A 16,788-nucleotide genomic window follows, 5' to 3' on the forward strand; every position below is an offset into this window, starting at 1 on the left:
TTTTTGATGCATATTATTTTATTCTCATCATGCTTTCTCTATGATTTACTGAGTTTTCCGTCATTTCACTCAGGAGCATGGGATGCCTGTTTTGCAGTGGAGCCTGTTGTTTTTGCTATCGCTCCTTCTTTCCCTGTTCTTTTTGTTTATACACCTTCCAGGACCGCTGCTGCTCGGTTCGATGATCGTCGGCATCATATTCAGTATGCGCGGCATCTCACTGCACCCTCCCCGCTGCACATTTCTTGGCGCGCAGGCGATTCTCGGCTGCATGATTGCCCAAAACCTGACGGGCTCAATCTTAACGACCCTTACGGCCCACTGGCCGATGGTGATTATCATCCTGCTGGCGACCCTTATCAGCAGCGCGGTAATCGGCTGGCTGCTGGTTCGCTACAGTAACCTACCGGGAAACACCGGTGCATGGGGCTCGTCACCTGGCGGTGCGGCGGCAATGGTGGCGATGGCGCAGGAATATGGTGCCGACATCCGGCTGGTGGCGTTTATGCAGTATCTGCGCGTACTGTTGGTGGTTGGTGCGGCGGCACTGGTCACCCGAGTGATGATGGGCGACCAGGCCCAAACGGTCAGTGAGCAAATCGTCTGGTTTCCGCCGCTGAGCAGCAATCTGTTCAGTACCCTGGCGCTGGCCGCCGTTGCCGGTACGGCCGGGCGTGTATTGCGTATCCCCTCTGGCGTCATGTTGCTACCGATGTTGGCAGGCGCATTGCTGAATGCTGGTGGCGTGATGGTGATCGAACTGCCGGAATGGTTGCTGGCGATTGCCTATATGGCCATCGGCTGGCAAATCGGCCTGGGCTTTGACAAGCAGATCTTTTTAATGGCGTTGCGCCCCTTACCGCAAATCCTCTTGTCCATTTTTTCCCTGATGGCGATCTGCGCCGCTATGGCCTGGGGACTGGCGCATTACATGCAGATAGATTTTCTTACCGCCTATCTGGCGACCAGTCCAGGCGGCGTGGATTCTGTTGCGGTGATTGCCGCGGGGAGTCACGCCGATATGGCGCTGATCATGGCGATGCAAACCCTGCGGCTATTCAGTATTTTATTGACAGGCCCGGCGGTGGCGCGGTTTATTTCGCTACACGCGCCAAAGCATCCCGCTTAGTGCTGACATCCTGGACACCAGTAAAAGGGTCGTGAAGAGAGCGTCGTTTTTTCGATGATTCCGCCACAGCGCTCACAGGCTTCACCATCCCGGTGAAAGACCTTAAAGCGAAACAGCGCGCCGTGATGTTTATTCTCATCCACCAGCCCGCGGGTGTTATAGGACAAACGAGGAATATCAAGCAGCGCATGCGCCAGCGCATCCAACTGTTCATCTCCGAGCGTCGACGCTTTATGCTGCCCGGTCAGCCCTACCTGCCAGAGAATCTCTACCCGCAGGTAGTTACCTAATCCCGCCAGAAACGCCTGGTCCAACAGCAGGCCAGAAAACTGGCGATTGCGAAAACGCGGGGATAACAGACGCGCTTTCACGTCATCGGGCGTTAAACGTAAATCCAGGACGTCCGGCCCAACCCGTTGCAGGAACGGGTGGGTAGCGAGCTGTTCCGGCGTCAGCATGTCGATATCAGAGGCGCTATAGAGCAGAATAGTTTTGTCGTGTGTTTGCAACCTGACACGCAGTACCCGCGAAGTCTGCGGTATTTTGCCGGTATCCACCACTCGCCACACGCCATAGAGCTGATTGTGGCTGTACAGCGTCAATCCATTAGAAAAATGGGTCAGCAATGCTTTACCCCGCGTTTCAAGCTGGGTAACACTCTGCCCAATCAGTTGAGATTGATACGGTTTTAGCTGCTCAAAGGCAAACCAGACATCGGTCAGGGGTTTGCCTTCGACTGCCGCCTCCAGGTTATCCGCCGCGCGGCGGATCTCCGGGCCTTCAGGCATAATACTGTCCTTTTTTAATGTGTTGCACCGCCCGTCACTGCGATATCACTCTCCACCTGCAACGCGGTGGCAATCGCAACTTCCAGCGCCCGGCGCACTGTGTCCGCTGCCATACTTGGCGCCCCGGGGTGCTGTGCAGCCTGTTGCGGCAAATAAGGGATATGAATAAATCCTCCCTTCACCGCCGGAACGTCACGTAGTTTATGCAGCAGGCCATACATCACGTGGTTACACACGAAAGTGCCCGCGGTCTGGGAAACCGAAGCCGGAATTCCCGCGTTGCGCATGGCAACAACCATCGCTTTGATCGGCAACGAACTAAACCACGCCGCCGGACCATCGGCCACAATCGGCACATCTACCGGCTGTTGACCCTGATTATCCGCAATACGCGCATCGTCAACGTTGATCGCCACGCGCTCCACGGTGACATCCGCGCGCCCACCCGCCTGCCCCACCGCCAGCACCAGTGATGGCGACAGCGCGTCAATCGCACCATTGAGTACGGCAAGAGACTCGCCAAAGACGCACGGCAGTTGGCGGGCAACGACGCGGCATCCGCCGATGATAGCATTGTCGAGGCCCGAGACCACTTCCCAGGAAGGGTTAACTGACTCGCCGCCAAAGGGTTCAAATCCCGTGATGAGTACTGTTTTCATCCTGTCACCTTACAAGAACATCAGGAAATACATCAGGAACACGTTGACCAGCAACAGCAGTATGCCGGTTGGCACCTGCGCTTTAATCACCGCGTTTTTATCCGGCAGCTCCAGCAGCGCCGCAGGAACAATGTTAAAGTTTGCCGCCATCGGCGTCATTAACGTCCCGCAATAGCCAGAGAACATGCCAATTGCCGCCATTACTGCCGGATTGCCGCCGTGCTGCAGCACGAGGATCGGAATCCCAATTCCAGCGGTCACGATCGGGAAAGCGGCAAACGCATTGCCCATGACCATCGTCAGCAATGCCATGCCGAGGGTGTACACCGTCACTGCGATAAAGCGGCTATCCACCGCCAGGTATTCTTGCGTCAGCCAGGAAATACCGCTGCCTACGCCCGCTGCCGTAAACAACAGCCCGAGCGTGGCCAAAATCTGCGGCAGGATAAACGCCCAGCCGATGGAGTCCAGCAGACGGCGCGCCTCCTGAATCGGTTGATGAACCCGCTCATGGGTCATTTTTATCGCCATCGCCAGACCAATCAACGAGCCTGCGGTCATAGAAAAGAGCGTCACCAGCGTGGCGTGATTACCCGGCCCAAACAGCGCATCCTGTAAGCCCGGAATATGGTTGAACATCAGCACGCCAATAACCGTTACCACCGGAATTGCCAGCGCCGGGAAAAACAGGCGGTTACCCAGACGACTGGCGCTTTCTTCGCGCTGTTGCTGCGTTCGTTGATGGTAGCTTCCCAGCTTCACGCCGCCAAAACCGGCGATCAGGGCCAGCACGACCACCGCAACGCCAACGGCAATATGCACCGTGCGTTTGTCGCCAAACAGCGAATATGTCCAGTCGCCAAGCAGAAACAGTACGCCGTATATGCCCCAAAACAGGCCGGTGGTGAAGCGACGCGGGTTCGCTTTGTCCTGCCAGGACATCAGCGCCACAATCAGTAATACCGCTCCCGCCAGCCAGTAGAGATAGCTTTGTTGAAAATTCATTTCGCTTCCCCTTTCGCTGCGGCATTCGCTTTCGCCACCTCACGTTGCAAATAGCTATCCAGACGCCACAGACGCGTACCGTGGATCAGGAATGCACAAATTGCCGTAGGGATCCCCCACAAGGCAATATGCAGCGGTTCGGTCTGGATCCCACCAGACTCCAGCATAAAGTTGTGCATAAAAATGATGGCGCCGAAGGCAACAAAGATATCTTCACCGAAGAACAGTCCGACGTTATCGGTCGCAGCTGACATGGCGCGCAGACGATAGCGTACCGCCCCAGGTATCTCGCCGTGATTTTTCTCTGCGGCTCCTTCCGCCATCGGCGCCAGCAGCGGACGCACCATCTGCGGATGCCCCCCCAGACTGGTCAGCCCTAACGCAGCGGTCGCTTCGCGAATGAACAGATAGACAATAAGCAGACGACCACTGGTGGCGCTGCGGATTTTTGCAATCCACGCCTGAGCACGCTCTTTGAGTCCGTGGCGTTCCAGCAGGCCAATAACCGCCAGCGGGATCAGCAGGATAAATGGCAGGTTGCGGGTGTTAAGAAAACCTTCACCCAGCTTCTCAAGGATAGTGGCGATCGGCATATGCGCAGCCAGCCCCGTGACGATCCCGGCAATAATGACCACCAATACCGGGTTAAAACGTAAAAGAAATCCGACCACGATGACGGCGATCCCCGTCAATGGCCAGAGAGAAATTACCTCTCCCATAATTCAGTCCTGTATATGTTGCTGTGTAATATATTATTGTTTTGTATGAATAAATTTATGCGCTAATTTGAATATTGCATGCATTGAATGCGGCTCGCAAGCGACGGGCAAAAGCGAGTGCGTGCTCACCATCCCCGTGAATGCATACCGTCTGGGCTGTCACGCTCGCCCACGTTCCACTCTGGCTTTTTACTCTGCCGGATTGCACCATTTCTAGCGTTTGCGCCAGCGCCTGCTCTTCATCCTCAATCAATGCGCCCGGCTGGCTGCGCGGCACCAGACTGCCATCCGCCTGATAACCCCGATCGGCAAAAACCTCCTGACGTGTTACCAGACCATAGCGTTCTCCGGCACGAATCAGTTCGCTTCCCGCCAGCCCTACCAGAACCAGCGACGAATCGCAGGCATACACCGCTTGAGCAATAGCATCCGCCAACTGAGGATCTTTCGCCGCCTGGTTATAAAGCATACCGTGCGGTTTAACATGACGCATTACGCCGCCCTGCGCACGCGTGATGGCAGCCAGCGCACCAATTTGATACAGCGTCTGCGCATACACCGTTTCCACAGGCAGGGTCATGGCGCTACGGCCAAAATTTTCCCGATCCGGAAAACTCGGATGCGCGCCTATCGCTACGCCATTTTTTAGCGCTTCGCGCACGCTTAAAAGCATCGTCTGCGCATCACCGGCGTGAAACCCACAGGCGATGTTGGCTGATGACACCAGTTGCAGCAGCGCTGCATCGTTAGGGCATCCCTCACCGAGGTCTGCGTTGAGATCAATTTTCATTGTTAAGTCGCCATGTTAACTGTTCCAGATAACGCTGCCGATCGTGGCGCGCCTTAAGCGCTTCCTCCAGCGAACACTGCACAAAATGAATCGGCTGGCCGAGCGGGATCTGCGCCAGATGATACATATCCGCTTCGATGATACAGGCGATACGCGGATAGCCGCCCGTCGTCTGAGCATCGTTCATCAGCACGATGGGCTGACCATTATGCGGAACCTGCACTACGCCAGGGAGCAAACCATGCGACAATAGCTCGCGATCGGTCGTGCGCGTCAGCGACTGCCCCTGCAATCGATACCCCATACGGTTGCTTTGCGGACTCAGTTGCCACGGGGAGCGCCAGAAAGAAGCCTGCGATACTTCGTCAAACTCCTGGTATTCAGGCCCGGGGAGCGCACGAATGTGGTTGCCCCACATCAGCTGTTTTACGCCCTGCGGCCCGCTGAATTGCCGGGTCGATGCGCCAATTGCCAGCCGATCGCCATCACGCAGCAGACGCCCTTCCAGCCCGCCAATTCCGACTTTGAGATCGGTACTGCGCGAGCCCATTACTTCGGGTACATCAAAACCGCCCGCTACCGCCAGATAGCTGCGCATGCCGTGATGTGGACGTTTTAGCGTCAGACGCTGCCCGGCTTTCACCGGCAGCCGCCATCCGCTCCATACGGGAGTACGATCCAGGTGCGCTTCACATCCCGCACCGGTCAGGGCAAACCAGCCATCGGTTTCAAATTCCACCACCAACTGCCCCAGTGTGATTTCCAGCGCAGCGGCATTCGCATCATTACCCACCAGCAGATTAGCAACGTTCAGCGCCGGTTTATCCAGCGCGCCACAGTGACTGATTCCGGATTGACGAAAACTATGGCGTCCCCCGTCCTGTACTGAGGTGTACATGCCAGCGCGAATGATGTTTAACATATCCCCTCCTTCTGCGGGACAAAACGCACGGTATCGCCAGCCCTTAACAGAATCGGCTCCTGCCGTTTTGGAACAAATAACGCAACGGAGGTACGGCCAATCAATTGCCATCCGCCTGGCGTGGAAAGCGGATAGACCCCCGTTTGGGATCCGCCAATACCCACAGAACCTGCCGGAACAAGCAGACGCGGTTCCGCACGCCTCGGAGTATGGAGCGGTTCAGGTAAGCTCCCGAGATAGGGAAATCCCGGCTGAAAACCGATAAACCACACCACATAATCAACCGACGCATGAAGTTCGACGACCTGCTTGTCGCTTAATCCACTGTGCCGGGCGACCTCTGCCAGATCGGGGCCGAACTCACCGCCATAGGTCACGGGAATTTCAATAAAGCGCGAGTCCGGCTCCAGCGCCTCACTTTCTTCCCACCAGCGCTGCAGGCGTTCAATCGCATCCAACGCCAGCGTTTTCGGGTCGCGCAGGGTAACCGTGATATTGTTCATTCCCGGAATAGCTTCCAGCACATTCGGGGCATCAACCAAACGCTGGGCCAGACGCCAGATGCGTTTCTGAGTCGCCAGCGTAATGGGAGGTTCCAGCTCAAGAACCACCGCACTCTCACCTAACAGATAACAACGCGCTCGCTGCACTTTCGTCCCTCTTTATTACGCTGGATTAGGAATATCGATAAAGGTTACGTCCAGATCGGTATTTTCATTCAGCCATTCGCTCAATGCGCGAATGCCGCCGCGTTCGGTCGCATGGTGACCAGCAGCATAAAAATGCAACCCCTGCTCGCGGGCTGAGTGAATGGTTTGCTCTGAAACCTCACCGGTGATAAAGGCATCGACACCAAACCGGGCTGCGCTATCAATGAAACTCTGACCGCCCCCTGTACACCAGGCGACGCGCTGAACTTTTTCCGGCCCGGTATCACCGCACCATAACGGTTTACGGCCTAAACGCGCTTCAATCCACGATGCCAGCTCCAGCCCCGGAACCGGCATGGAGAGTTCTCCCCATGGCACCAGCGGCTCGATTTCACCCATGACGGTGATCCCCAACAGCGCTGCCAGCTGCGCGTTATTACCCAGTTCCGGGTGAGCATCCAGCGGCAGGTGCCAGCCATACAGGTTGATATCATTTTCCAACAGCGTTTTCAGACGATGGCGCTTCATACCGCGTATAACCGGAGATTCACCTTTCCAGAAATAACCGTGATGAACGATGACCGCATCCGCCTGCAGGCGTACCGCCTCATCCAGTAACGCCTGACTTGCGGTCACGCCGGTCACGATCTTATGCACCGTCTCTTTGCCCTCAACCTGCAAACCATTCGGCGCATAGTCGCTAATGGCGGCGCTGTTCAGTTTGTCGTTGATCAGTTGTTCCAGTTCGGTGTTTTTCATCATCGTCCTCGTAGTCATAAATTCTGCCTGCCCAATCAGCAACACAGCTTAGGTTAAAATAGCGTCCCCGCTTGCGTTCGTCGATAGACATTTCACTGACACATCAAGAAACAATCACACCCGATTTGAACGCAATTTGCTTACCCCCACGCGATCTAATTCATGTATATTTATGCAATCAGACAGCATATTGCAAAAATAATCAGATCTGTATCAAAGTTAAAACTTTAAGGAAACACACTCGCGCAGCACGTTCAGCCTGTCGCGAGGCATTTACTTCGAGAAAAGAATGAATAAACAAGCATCTCAACCACGGGCGATTTATTACGTCGTTGCGCTACAAATTTGGGAATACTTCAGTTTTTACGGCATGCGTGCATTGCTGATCCTGTATCTCACTAACCAGCTTAAGTACGACGATAATCACGCATATGAACTGTTCAGCGCCTACTGCTCGCTGGTCTACGTCACGCCCATTCTTGGGGGATACCTGGCCGATAAAGTGCTCGGCAATCGAATGGCGGTGATGATCGGCGCATTTTTAATGGCTGTGGGGCATCTGGTATTGGGCGCCAGCGAAATGGCCCCGGCGTTCCTTTATTTGTCGCTGGCGATTATTGTCTGTGGCTACGGTCTGTTTAAATCCAACATCAGTTGCCTGTTGGGCGAGTTGTATCAGCCTGAAGACCCTCGCCGTGACGGTGGATTCTCTCTGCTCTACGCTGCCGGTAATATTGGTTCAATCATCGCGCCTATTGCCTGCGGCTACGTGCAGGAAGAGTACAGTTGGGCGATGGGCTTTGCGCTGGCGGCGATTGGCATGCTGGCGGGGCTGGTGATTTTCGTATGCGGTAATCGCCATTTCGCCCATACCACCGGCGTCAACAAGGCCGTCTTGTGTGCGAAAAAATATATGCTGCCAAACTGGGCCTGGTTATTAGTTCTGCTGGTTGCAGCACCGCTGCTGATTACCGTTCTGTTCTGGAAAGAGTGGTCCGTTTACGCACTGATCGTTGCTACTGTTATTGGTCTGGCGGTTCTGGCGAAGATTTACCGCCAGGCGCAGACCCAGAAACAGCGCAAAGAGCTGGGGCTTATCGTTACGTTGACCTTCTTCAGTCTGTTGTTCTGGGCCTTTGCTCAACAGGGCGGCAGTTCGATTAGCCTGTATATCGACCGCTTCGTTAACCGAGATATTCTGGGATATTCCGTCCCTACCGCGATGTTCCAGTCGGTTAACGCCTTTGCCGTTATGCTGTGCGGTATCGTGCTGGCCTGGGTGGTCAAAGAAAGCGTTAGCGGTAATCGTACCGTCCGTATCTGGGGTAAATTTGCCCTTGGCCTCGGTTTAATGAGCGCCGGATTCTGTATTCTGACCTTGAGCGCCCGCTGGTCTGCGGCTTACGGTCACTCTTCCATGCCGCTGATGGTATTGGGGCTGGCGGTCATGGGCTTTGCCGAGCTGTTTATCGATCCGGTGGCTATGTCTCAGATTACACGTATCGAGATCCCAGGAGTGACCGGCGTATTAACGGGTATTTACATGCTGCTTTCCGGAGCCATCGCCAACTACCTGGCCGGCGTTATCGCCGATCAGACCTCACAAGGTTCGTTTGACTCAGCGGGCGCTATCAACTATTCCATCAATGCATATATTGATGTCTTTAGCGAAATAACCTGGGGCGCGCTGGCCTGTGTGGTGCTGGTGCTGCTGATTTGGCTGTACCAGTCGCTGAAGTTCAGAAATCGTCCGCTGGCGGTAGAGTCCTGAGTTTACAGGCCCGATGATGGGATAAGATTCGGGCCTGTTTTTCTGGAGATTATGCATGGTTTACAGCCAAATCCGCTTCTGAAACACCGGTCACCAGTTTTACCATTTCGCGTTCTATTCCCTGTTCCAACATGGTTTGCGCTATACGTAATGCCGCTTCTTGTTTTCCTTGTTGTAGTCCTTGTTGTAGACCTTCCTGTAATCCATCTAACCGTAACCGCTCTGCAATAGTCATCAGCCTCTCCTTGTGTTGGGGGATCCGTTGTGTCATCTCTTGAATAAACTCATTAAAGCGAGATTCATCGCCAGATTGTAGAATGTAATTAAACATCGCTTGTAATTGCGTGTCATTAGCGCATCCAGTAAGTAGCAGCGTGGTCAGTTGCTCTACCAGCCCCATCAAATCCCGCCGACGGATATGTTTTTGCATTAATTCCAGCAGCGCCATTCGCCTGTGAGCCATGATCTCATCATCGGGTACCACCGTTATGTCCACCAACGGAAATGCGCTGGAATAAAGTTGTCTTGCCGCCACGGAGTCGGCAAAGGCATCCAGCCAGCACAACGAGTACGGGTAAGGGCTTCGGCAGCCATGATAAAACAGCATCGGTATCACCAGCGGCAGTTCCTTATGCCCTGCGTCCAGATGGCGCTGCATCGCCGCCATCGCATAACGCAACAGACGAAAAGCCATATGCGGCTCGGCTGAACTTTGATGCTCTAAAACCACATAGACATAACCGTCGCCGTCGCGAGTGTGCAAAGACCAGAGCACGTCGGAGTAGCGCGAACGTAAATCCGCTTCAATAAAGCTTTCTGACTCCAGCTTCAGCGAATTCAAATCGCAAAGTGTCCGCAGTTCAGCTGGCAGGTGAATGTCGAGAAAATCCCGCGCAGTTTCGGGATGATGTAAAAACGTTTTAAACACCGCATCGTGCGGTGTGGATGTCGTTGGCGTTGTCATTAATTTCCGTCATCTGAATGAAGATGACGGAAATTTACTGCTGAGGGAAAACTTATGCAGCAGGGTATTCACGGTACTGAGAGCACGTTTCAGCGCTAATAGCTCCCGACTGCAACATGTTCATTCTGCTGGAAGGCATTACGCAGAAATCCGTCACATACTTATCCCTTGCGCGCCGCCTCATAGGCCGCCAGCGTCGCCAGTCTTGCCTGTTTATGATCGACAATCGGACGAGGATAGTTAAGCGTAACCTGCGCTTTTTCAGCCCATGTCCACGGGTCATGAATGGCTTTACCCGGCACATCGCGCAGTTCCGGCAGCCACTGGCGGATAAACTCACCGTCGCGGTCAAATTTTTCGCCCTGAGTCGTGGGGTTAAAGATACGGAAATACGGTGCGGCGTCGGTCCCGGTTGAGGCCGCCCACTGCCAGCCGCCGTTATTGGCCGCCAGATCGCCATCGATCAGTTGCGACATAAAATATTGCTCGCCTTTACGCCAGTCGATCAGCAGATCTTTCACTAAAAAACTGGCTGTAATCATGCGTAATCGATTATGCATCCAGCCTGTAGCGTTGAGCTGACGCATCGCCGCATCAACAATCGGGTATCCCGTGTTCCCTGTTTGCCAGGCTTGCAAATGTGCAGGATTATTCTGCCATTGCACGCGATCGGTCCAACGGATAAACGGTTGATGCCGACACAGCGCCGGATGGTAAGTCATCTGATGACGATAAAATTCACGCCAGATAAGTTCGTTCAGCCAGACGCAGCCTTCCCCTCCTTCAAGCGCCTGCGGCTGCTCCGCGAGCAGTCGATTCAGGCACTGGCGCGGCGACAATCCCCCTGTCGCCAGGCTCGCGGATAATCGACTGGTACCATCAACCGCGGGGAAATCACGCCGTTGCTCATATTCTCTCGCGGCCTGCTGGCAAAACTGGCGTAATTGCGCGATAGCCAGTTTTTCTTCTGCCACAAACCGCTGCGCATCAAAATCTTGCTGCGGATAGCTCAGCGTTATTGATGTTAACGGAGCGTCAAGAGCGCCGCTTTCTCTCACCTTCGGCGCACTAACGCATTCTGGAACACCCTCTTTAATCCGCTTCAGCCAGGCATTTTTAAACGGTGTAAAGACTTTATACATCTCGTGATTGCCGGTCATGACCGCCCCCGGAGGCAGGATCACACTGTCGTCAAACCCTTCACACACCACATGGGGTAATGCCTTCTCAACGGCGACATCACGCTGACGTTCGTTTATTTCGTATTGATAGTTATAAAACAATCGGCTGACGCTATGCTGTGCGCAGACGTTTTTAACGGTTTCCACGCTGGCCGCAAAATCTGCGACTTCATCAAACAGAAGCGGGATGCCTTTTTCCGCCAGCGCCGCCTGCAACGCATTCAACTGCGCACTCACAAATGCCGCCTGACGTGGGGCCATTTCGTGCGCCTTCCACTGCTCAGGAGTAGAGATATATAGCGCGATGACCTGCGCAGTACGATCCCGACAAGCCGCCGCCAGCGCGAGGTTGTCATGCAGACGTAAATCACGTCGAAACCAGACCAGATGGGTGGTCATAATACTCCCGGATATAAATTAATCATTGCCACTCGTTATCTATTACACCGACAAGTGTAGACGTCGGCGCATAAAAAAAACCGCCACATTACTGTGAGCGGTTTTCTTGAGCAAGAACGATAACTTAGTAGAAATCGCAGGTGGCTTTTTCAGCCTGCTCCATCCACACCGGTTTATCACTGGTTTTAGACCAGACGCGGTGCAGGTAGCTGTAAAAACGAGCGCGGTCTTTCCAGAACAGCATGACCGGTAGCGCCAGCACGCCCGCCACTACGGCAAAGGTACGGCGCAAGAAAACAATGTGTGCTGGATATTCTTTATAAAAGTCCATAATCCTCTCCCATATATCTGTTCGGTGAATAGCACCGGAAAAATAAATTTGGTTAACTGATGAAAATAATACCGCCTTGTGTGTAATTTTGCTACTCATCCGACCACTTATTTTTATCTATTGATGCTCCGTTTAGCTTAAAACTGTAATTAAGTTACATAAAAGTTAAATTAATACTAACCATTAGTTAAATAATGGTTTTTGCCATTTTTATACTTTTTTTACACCCCACCCCCTGATTTTTGCGAAATCTTTGCAAGCAAAAACCTACGCTCTGGTTATCACATTTATGCCACTGGAGGTGCACTGTGAGTGCAGGCGTGATAACCGGCATTGTGCTGGTCTTTTTATTATTAGGTTACCTGGTCTATGCCCTGATCAATGCGGAGGCGTTCTGATGGCAGCCCAAGGATTTTTACTCATTGCCAGTTTCTTGCTGGTGCTATTTGTCATCGCCAGACCGTTGGGATTTGGGCTGGCTCGACTGATCAACAATACGCCCCTGCCGGGTCTGGTTGGCGCGGAGCATTTACTCTGGCGCGGTCTGGGCATCTCGCAGCAGGAGATGAACTGGCGGCAGTATCTGCTGGCTATCCTTGCTCTCAATGCGCTGGGCCTGCTGGTCCTGTTTTCGATGCTAATGGCGCAAAACTTGCTGCCGCTAAATCCCCAGCAACTGCCAGGGCTTTCGTGGGATCTGGCGCTCAACACGGCGGTGAGTTTTGTCACTAATACCAACTGGCAATCCTATGCTGGCGAAACCACCTTAAGCTATTTCAGCCAGATGGCCGGGTTGACCGTGCAGAATTTCCTGTCTGCGGCGACCGGAATTGCGGTGATTTTTGCCCTGACCCGCGCTTTCACACGCCAAAGTATGAACACGTTGGGCAACGCCTGGGTCGATCTGGTTCGCATTACGCTGTGGATCCTCGTCCCTATTGCGTTGCTCATTGCCCTGTTCTTCATTCAGCAAGGTACGTTGCAAAACATATTGCCTTATCAGCCCATCACCACCCTTGAAGGGGTGAAACAGCTGCTGCCAATGGGGCCAGTCGCCTCACAGGAAGCGATTAAGATGCTCGGCACTAACGGAGGGGGATTCTTTAACGCTAACTCATCGCATCCGTTTGAAAACCCAACCGCACTGACCAATCTGGTACAGATGCTGGCTATTTTCTTAATTCCCACCGCGCTGTGTTTTGCCTTTGGTGATGTAGTGGGCGATCGTCGTCAGGGGCGGACCTTACTGTGGGCCATGTCACTGATTTTTGCAGTCTGCGTTGCCGTCGTGATGTGGGCCGAAGTTCAGGGCAACCCGCACCTGATGGCATTCGGTGCCGACAGCAATATCAACATGGAGGGCAAGGAGAGCCGCTTTGGCGTGCTGGCCACGAGTCTCTTTTCCGTCGTCACCACAGCAGCATCCTGCGGGGCTGTCGATGCGATGCATGACTCCTTTACCGCACTGGGCGGCATGGTACCTATGTGGCTGATGCAGATTGGTGAAGTGGTCTTCGGCGGTGTGGGTTCAGGTCTGTACGGCATGCTGCTGTTCGTGCTGCTGGCGGTATTTATCGCCGGGTTAATGATTGGCCGTACGCCGGAGTATCTGGGTAAGAAAATCGACGTGCGCGAAATGAAAATGACCGCGCTGGCGATTCTGGTCACCCCTACGCTGGTCCTGCTCGGGACAGCGATCGCCATGATGAGCGATGCCGGGCGCAGCGCCATGCTTAATCCAGGTCCTCACGGCTTTAGTGAAGTCCTGTATGCCGTGTCGTCTGCCTCGAACAACAACGGTAGCGCCTTTGCCGGATTAAGCGCCAATAGCCCGTTCTGGAACTGCCTGCTGGCCCTGTGCATGTTCTTCGGTCGCTTCGGCGTGATCATCCCCGTGATGGCTATTGCCGGGTCGCTGGTCAGTAAAAAGATCCAGCCAGCAAGCCCAGGCACGCTACCTACCCACGGCGCGCTGTTTGTCGGGCTGTTAATCGGTACGGTGTTACTGGTTGGCGCTCTCACCTTTGTTCCTGCCCTGGCGCTTGGTCCGGTCGCAGAATACCTGTCATTACACTGAGTGATGCGGAGCACATTACTATGAGTCGCAAGCAACTGGCGCTGTTCGAACCCTCTCTGGTCGCACAGGCGCTGATGGACGCCGTGAAAAAATTAAGCCCACATACCCAGTGGCGTAACCCGGTGATGTTCATCGTCTGGCTGGGCAGTTTGTTAACAACCCTGTTAACGGTGGCGATGGCAACAGGTCATATGCAGGGCAGCCCGTGGTTTACCGGCGCGATAAGTCTGTGGCTGTGGATTACCGTTCTGTTCGCCAACTTCGCTGAGGCGCTGGCAGAAGGTCGCAGTAAAGCTCAGGCTAATAGCCTAAAGGGAGTCAAAAAAACCGCCTTTGCCCGCAAACTTCGCGAACCCAAATACGGCGCGGCAATGGATCACGTTCCTGCCGATGATTTACGGAAAGGGGATATCGTGCTGGTGGAAGCTGGCGATATTATCCCGTGTGACGGCGAGGTCATTGAAGGTGGCGCATCAGTAGATGAAAGTGCCATTACCGGTGAATCCGCGCCTGTGATTCGTGAATCCGGTGGCGATTTCGCCTCCGTCACCGGCGGGACCCGCATCCTCTCCGACTGGCTGGTTATCGAATGCAGCGTAAACCCCGGTGAAACGTTCCTCGACCGGATGATCGCCATGGTTGAAGGCGCGCAGCGGCGTAAAACGCCCAATGAAATCGCCCTGACGATCCTGCTGATTGCCCTGACCATTATCTTTTTGCTGGCGACCGCCACGCTATGGCCGTTTTCCGCCTGGGGTGGTAGTGCGGTCAGCATCACGGTGCTGGTTGCCTTGCTTGTGTGCTTGATCCCTACAACGATAGGCGGACTGCTCTCAGCGATTGGCGTCGCCGGGATGAGCCGCATGCTGGGCGCGAATGTCATCGCTACCAGCGGACGTGCAGTAGAGGCGGCAGGTGACGTAGACGTACTGCTGCTGGATAAAACCGGCACCATTACGCTGGGTAACCGTCAGGCTTCGGATTTTCTGCCCGCCCACGGCGTGGACGAAAAAACGTTGGCCGACGCCGCACAGCTTTCATCGCTGGCCGATGAAACGCCGGAAGGCCGCAGCATCGTGATCCTGGCAAAACAGCGCTTTAATCTGCGTATTCGCGACGTGCAATCGCTGCACGCTACCTTTGTGCCGTTTACCGCCCAAAGCCGGATGAGCGGCATCAACATCGACAACCGAATGATCCGCAAAGGGTCGGTCGATGCCATTCGTCGGCACGTTGAAGCCAACGGCGGCCACTTTCCCGCCGATGTGGAGCAGAAGGTCGAAAGCGTCGCTCGCCTTGGCGCAACGCCGCTGGTGGTTGCCGAAGGCTCCCACGTACTGGGCGTGATTGCGCTGAAAGATATTGTGAAAGGCGGGATCAAAGAACGTTTTGCTCAACTGCGCAAAATGGGGATTAAAACGGTGATGATCACCGGCGATAACCGCCTGACCGCTGCCGCGATCGCCGCTGAGGCCGGAGTGGATGACTTCTTAGCTGAAGCCACGCCGGAAGCCAAGCTGGCGCTGATTCGTCAGTATCAAGCGGAAGGTCGTCTGGTGGCGATGACCGGCGACGGAACCAATGACGCTCCTGCCCTGGCGCAGGCCGACGTTGCGGTCGCCATGAACTCTGGAACCCAGGCAGCGAAAGAAGCAGGTAACATGGTGGATCTCGACTCCAACCCCACCAAACTGATTGAAGTAGTGCACATTGGTAAACAAATGCTGATGACGCGCGGTTCGCTGACCACTTTCAGTATTGCCAACGACGTCGCGAAGTATTTCGCGATTATCCCGGCCGCCTTCGCCGCCACCTATCCGCAGCTCAATGCGCTGAACGTGATGGGACTGCATTCGCCAGACTCGGCGATCCTCAGCGCGGTTATCTTTAACGCGCTGGTTATCGTCTTTCTGATCCCACTGGCGCTAAAAGGCGTGAGCTACAAACCATTGTCCGCATCCGCGATGTTACGCCGCAATTTGTGGATCTATGGTCTGGGCGGTTTGGTTGTGCCGTTTATCGGTATCAAAGCGATTGATTTACTGCTGACCCTGCTGGGTCTGGTGTGAGGTTTCAGATGAGTGGATTACGTCCTGCATTATCAACGTTGATTTTCCTGATGCTTATCACCGGCGGGGCTTACCCGTTGCTGACGACCGCGCTGGGGCAGTGGTGGTTTCCCCACCAGGCTAACGGTTCGCTTCTTAGCGAAGGTCAGGTTGTTCGCGGCTCTGAGCTCATCGGGCAACATTTTACCGCTGCCGGTTATTTTCAGGGGCGTCCGTCTGCCACAGCTGAAATGCCCTATAATCCAATGGCTTCAGGCGGCAGTAATCTGGCAGCCAGCAACCCGGAACTGGATAAACAGCTGCAAAGCCGGATTGCCGCACTGCGTGCCGCCAACCCGCAGGCCAGTCCTGCCGTCCCGGTAGAGCTGGTAACGGCTTCTTCCAGCGGGCTGGATAACAACCTGACGCCAGCCGCGGTGGCCTGGCAAATTCCCCGCGTGGCGCAGGCTCGCAACCTCAGCGTTGAAGAGGTAACGCGGTTGGTTGCACAATATACGCAAAAGCCGTTGGTCAGTTTTATCGGTCAGCCGGTGGTGAACCTGGTGGAACTTAATTTAGCGCTGGATAAGCACTGA

17 protein-coding genes are annotated in these 16,788 nt (G+C 54.5%); 6 read left to right on the forward strand and 11 right to left on the reverse strand.

Features of this window, described 5'->3' with window-relative positions:
- Nucleotides 1-82 precede the first annotated feature (82 nt).
- On the forward strand, nt 83-1,129 hold the full coding sequence (locus HV237_RS16710) for an AbrB family transcriptional regulator (protein ID WP_047359477.1): 1,047 nt from the start codon (nt 83-85) through the stop codon (nt 1,127-1,129).
- On the opposite strand, the gene nei is transcribed toward HV237_RS16710, so the two are convergent.
- Genes nei through ybgI form a run of 8 tightly spaced genes read right to left on the reverse strand, consistent with a single transcriptional unit; the run spans nt 1,126 to nt 7,421 of the window.
- Nucleotides 1,126-1,917 carry an endonuclease VIII gene (gene nei, locus HV237_RS16715; protein ID WP_047359478.1) on the reverse strand — a complete coding sequence of 264 codons (792 nt, stop codon included), beginning with the start codon at nt 1,915-1,917 and terminating at the stop codon, nt 1,126-1,128. The two genes, HV237_RS16710 and nei, sit on opposite strands and share 4 nt — an antisense overlap.
- Nucleotides 1,918-1,931: 14 nt before the next feature.
- The gene (pcp, locus tag HV237_RS16720; protein ID WP_019076289.1) at nt 1,932-2,576 is read right to left on the reverse strand and encodes a pyroglutamyl-peptidase I; all 645 of its coding nucleotides are present in this window, start codon (nt 2,574-2,576) and stop codon (nt 1,932-1,934) included.
- Between the two features lie 9 nt (nt 2,577-2,585).
- Nucleotides 2,586-3,581 carry a DUF979 domain-containing protein gene (locus HV237_RS16725; RefSeq protein ID WP_047359479.1) on the reverse strand — a complete coding sequence of 332 codons (996 nt, stop codon included), beginning with the start codon at nt 3,579-3,581 and terminating at the stop codon, nt 2,586-2,588.
- A complete protein-coding gene (locus HV237_RS16730; RefSeq protein ID WP_003831395.1) occupies nt 3,578-4,300 on the reverse strand; it encodes a DUF969 domain-containing protein in 723 nt (240 codons plus the stop codon). Before HV237_RS16730 ends, HV237_RS16725 begins: the two co-directional genes overlap by 4 nt.
- 55 nt (nt 4,301-4,355) lie before the next feature.
- Nucleotides 4,356-5,090 carry a 5-oxoprolinase subunit PxpA gene (gene pxpA / locus HV237_RS16735; protein WP_047359480.1) on the reverse strand — a complete coding sequence of 245 codons (735 nt, stop codon included), beginning with the start codon at nt 5,088-5,090 and terminating at the stop codon, nt 4,356-4,358.
- Nucleotides 5,080-6,012, reverse strand: coding sequence for a 5-oxoprolinase subunit PxpC (pxpC, locus tag HV237_RS16740; protein ID WP_047359481.1), 933 nt, complete (start codon nt 6,010-6,012; stop codon nt 5,080-5,082). The genes pxpA and pxpC overlap by 11 nt, the downstream gene beginning before the upstream one ends.
- Nucleotides 6,006-6,662: a 5-oxoprolinase subunit PxpB gene (pxpB, locus tag HV237_RS16745; RefSeq protein ID WP_181541575.1), complete on the reverse strand. Its 657-nt coding sequence runs from the start codon at nt 6,660-6,662 to the stop codon at nt 6,006-6,008. Before pxpB ends, pxpC begins: the two co-directional genes overlap by 7 nt.
- Before the next feature lie 15 nt (nt 6,663-6,677).
- Complete coding sequence (ybgI, locus tag HV237_RS16750; protein WP_016152273.1) at nt 6,678-7,421, reverse strand: radiation resistance protein YbgI; 744 nt, start codon at nt 7,419-7,421, stop codon at nt 6,678-6,680.
- 289 nt (nt 7,422-7,710) lie between these two features.
- On the opposite strand from ybgI, the gene dtpD reads away from it, so the two are divergent.
- Nucleotides 7,711-9,192 (forward strand): dipeptide permease DtpD, encoded by a 1,482-nt coding sequence (gene dtpD / locus HV237_RS16755; protein ID WP_016152272.1) that lies wholly within the window; start codon nt 7,711-7,713, stop codon nt 9,190-9,192.
- Nucleotides 9,193-9,241: 49 nt separating this feature from the next.
- Here the strand turns inward: dtpD and HV237_RS16760 are convergent, their stop codons facing one another.
- The 3 genes from HV237_RS16760 to HV237_RS16770 all read right to left on the reverse strand — a co-directional run bounded on the left by HV237_RS16760 (nt 9,242) and on the right by HV237_RS16770 (nt 12,067).
- Complete coding sequence (locus HV237_RS16760; protein ID WP_047359482.1) at nt 9,242-10,156, reverse strand: Rpn family recombination-promoting nuclease/putative transposase; 915 nt, start codon at nt 10,154-10,156, stop codon at nt 9,242-9,244.
- Nucleotides 10,157-10,317: 161 nt separating this feature from the next.
- The gene (gene phrB / locus HV237_RS16765; protein WP_181541576.1) at nt 10,318-11,736 is read right to left on the reverse strand and encodes a deoxyribodipyrimidine photo-lyase; all 1,419 of its coding nucleotides are present in this window, start codon (nt 11,734-11,736) and stop codon (nt 10,318-10,320) included.
- Nucleotides 11,737-11,860: 124 nt separating this feature from the next.
- A complete protein-coding gene (locus HV237_RS16770; protein ID WP_003022870.1) occupies nt 11,861-12,067 on the reverse strand; it encodes a YbfA family protein in 207 nt (68 codons plus the stop codon).
- Between the two features lie 308 nt (nt 12,068-12,375).
- Between HV237_RS16770 and kdpF the strand changes: the two genes are divergently transcribed.
- From kdpF to kdpC, 4 genes are read left to right on the forward strand one after another with little or no spacing between them, the layout of a single operon-like run.
- A complete protein-coding gene (gene kdpF, locus HV237_RS16775) occupies nt 12,376-12,465 on the forward strand; it encodes a K(+)-transporting ATPase subunit F (protein ID WP_001670793.1) in 90 nt (29 codons plus the stop codon).
- On the forward strand, nt 12,465-14,144 hold the full coding sequence (gene kdpA / locus HV237_RS16780; RefSeq protein ID WP_046274707.1) for a potassium-transporting ATPase subunit KdpA: 1,680 nt from the start codon (nt 12,465-12,467) through the stop codon (nt 14,142-14,144). Before kdpF ends, kdpA begins: the two co-directional genes overlap by 1 nt.
- A 20-nt stretch (nt 14,145-14,164) precedes the next feature.
- Complete coding sequence (gene kdpB, locus HV237_RS16785) at nt 14,165-16,213, forward strand: potassium-transporting ATPase subunit KdpB (RefSeq protein ID WP_016152268.1); 2,049 nt, start codon at nt 14,165-14,167, stop codon at nt 16,211-16,213.
- 8 nt (nt 16,214-16,221) lie between these two features.
- The gene (kdpC, locus tag HV237_RS16790) at nt 16,222-16,788 is read left to right on the forward strand and encodes a potassium-transporting ATPase subunit KdpC (RefSeq protein ID WP_047359484.1); all 567 of its coding nucleotides are present in this window, start codon (nt 16,222-16,224) and stop codon (nt 16,786-16,788) included.

This window comes from Citrobacter sp. RHBSTW-00570, assembly GCF_013739755.1.
GTDB classification, from domain to species: domain Bacteria; phylum Pseudomonadota; class Gammaproteobacteria; order Enterobacterales; family Enterobacteriaceae; genus Citrobacter; species Citrobacter braakii.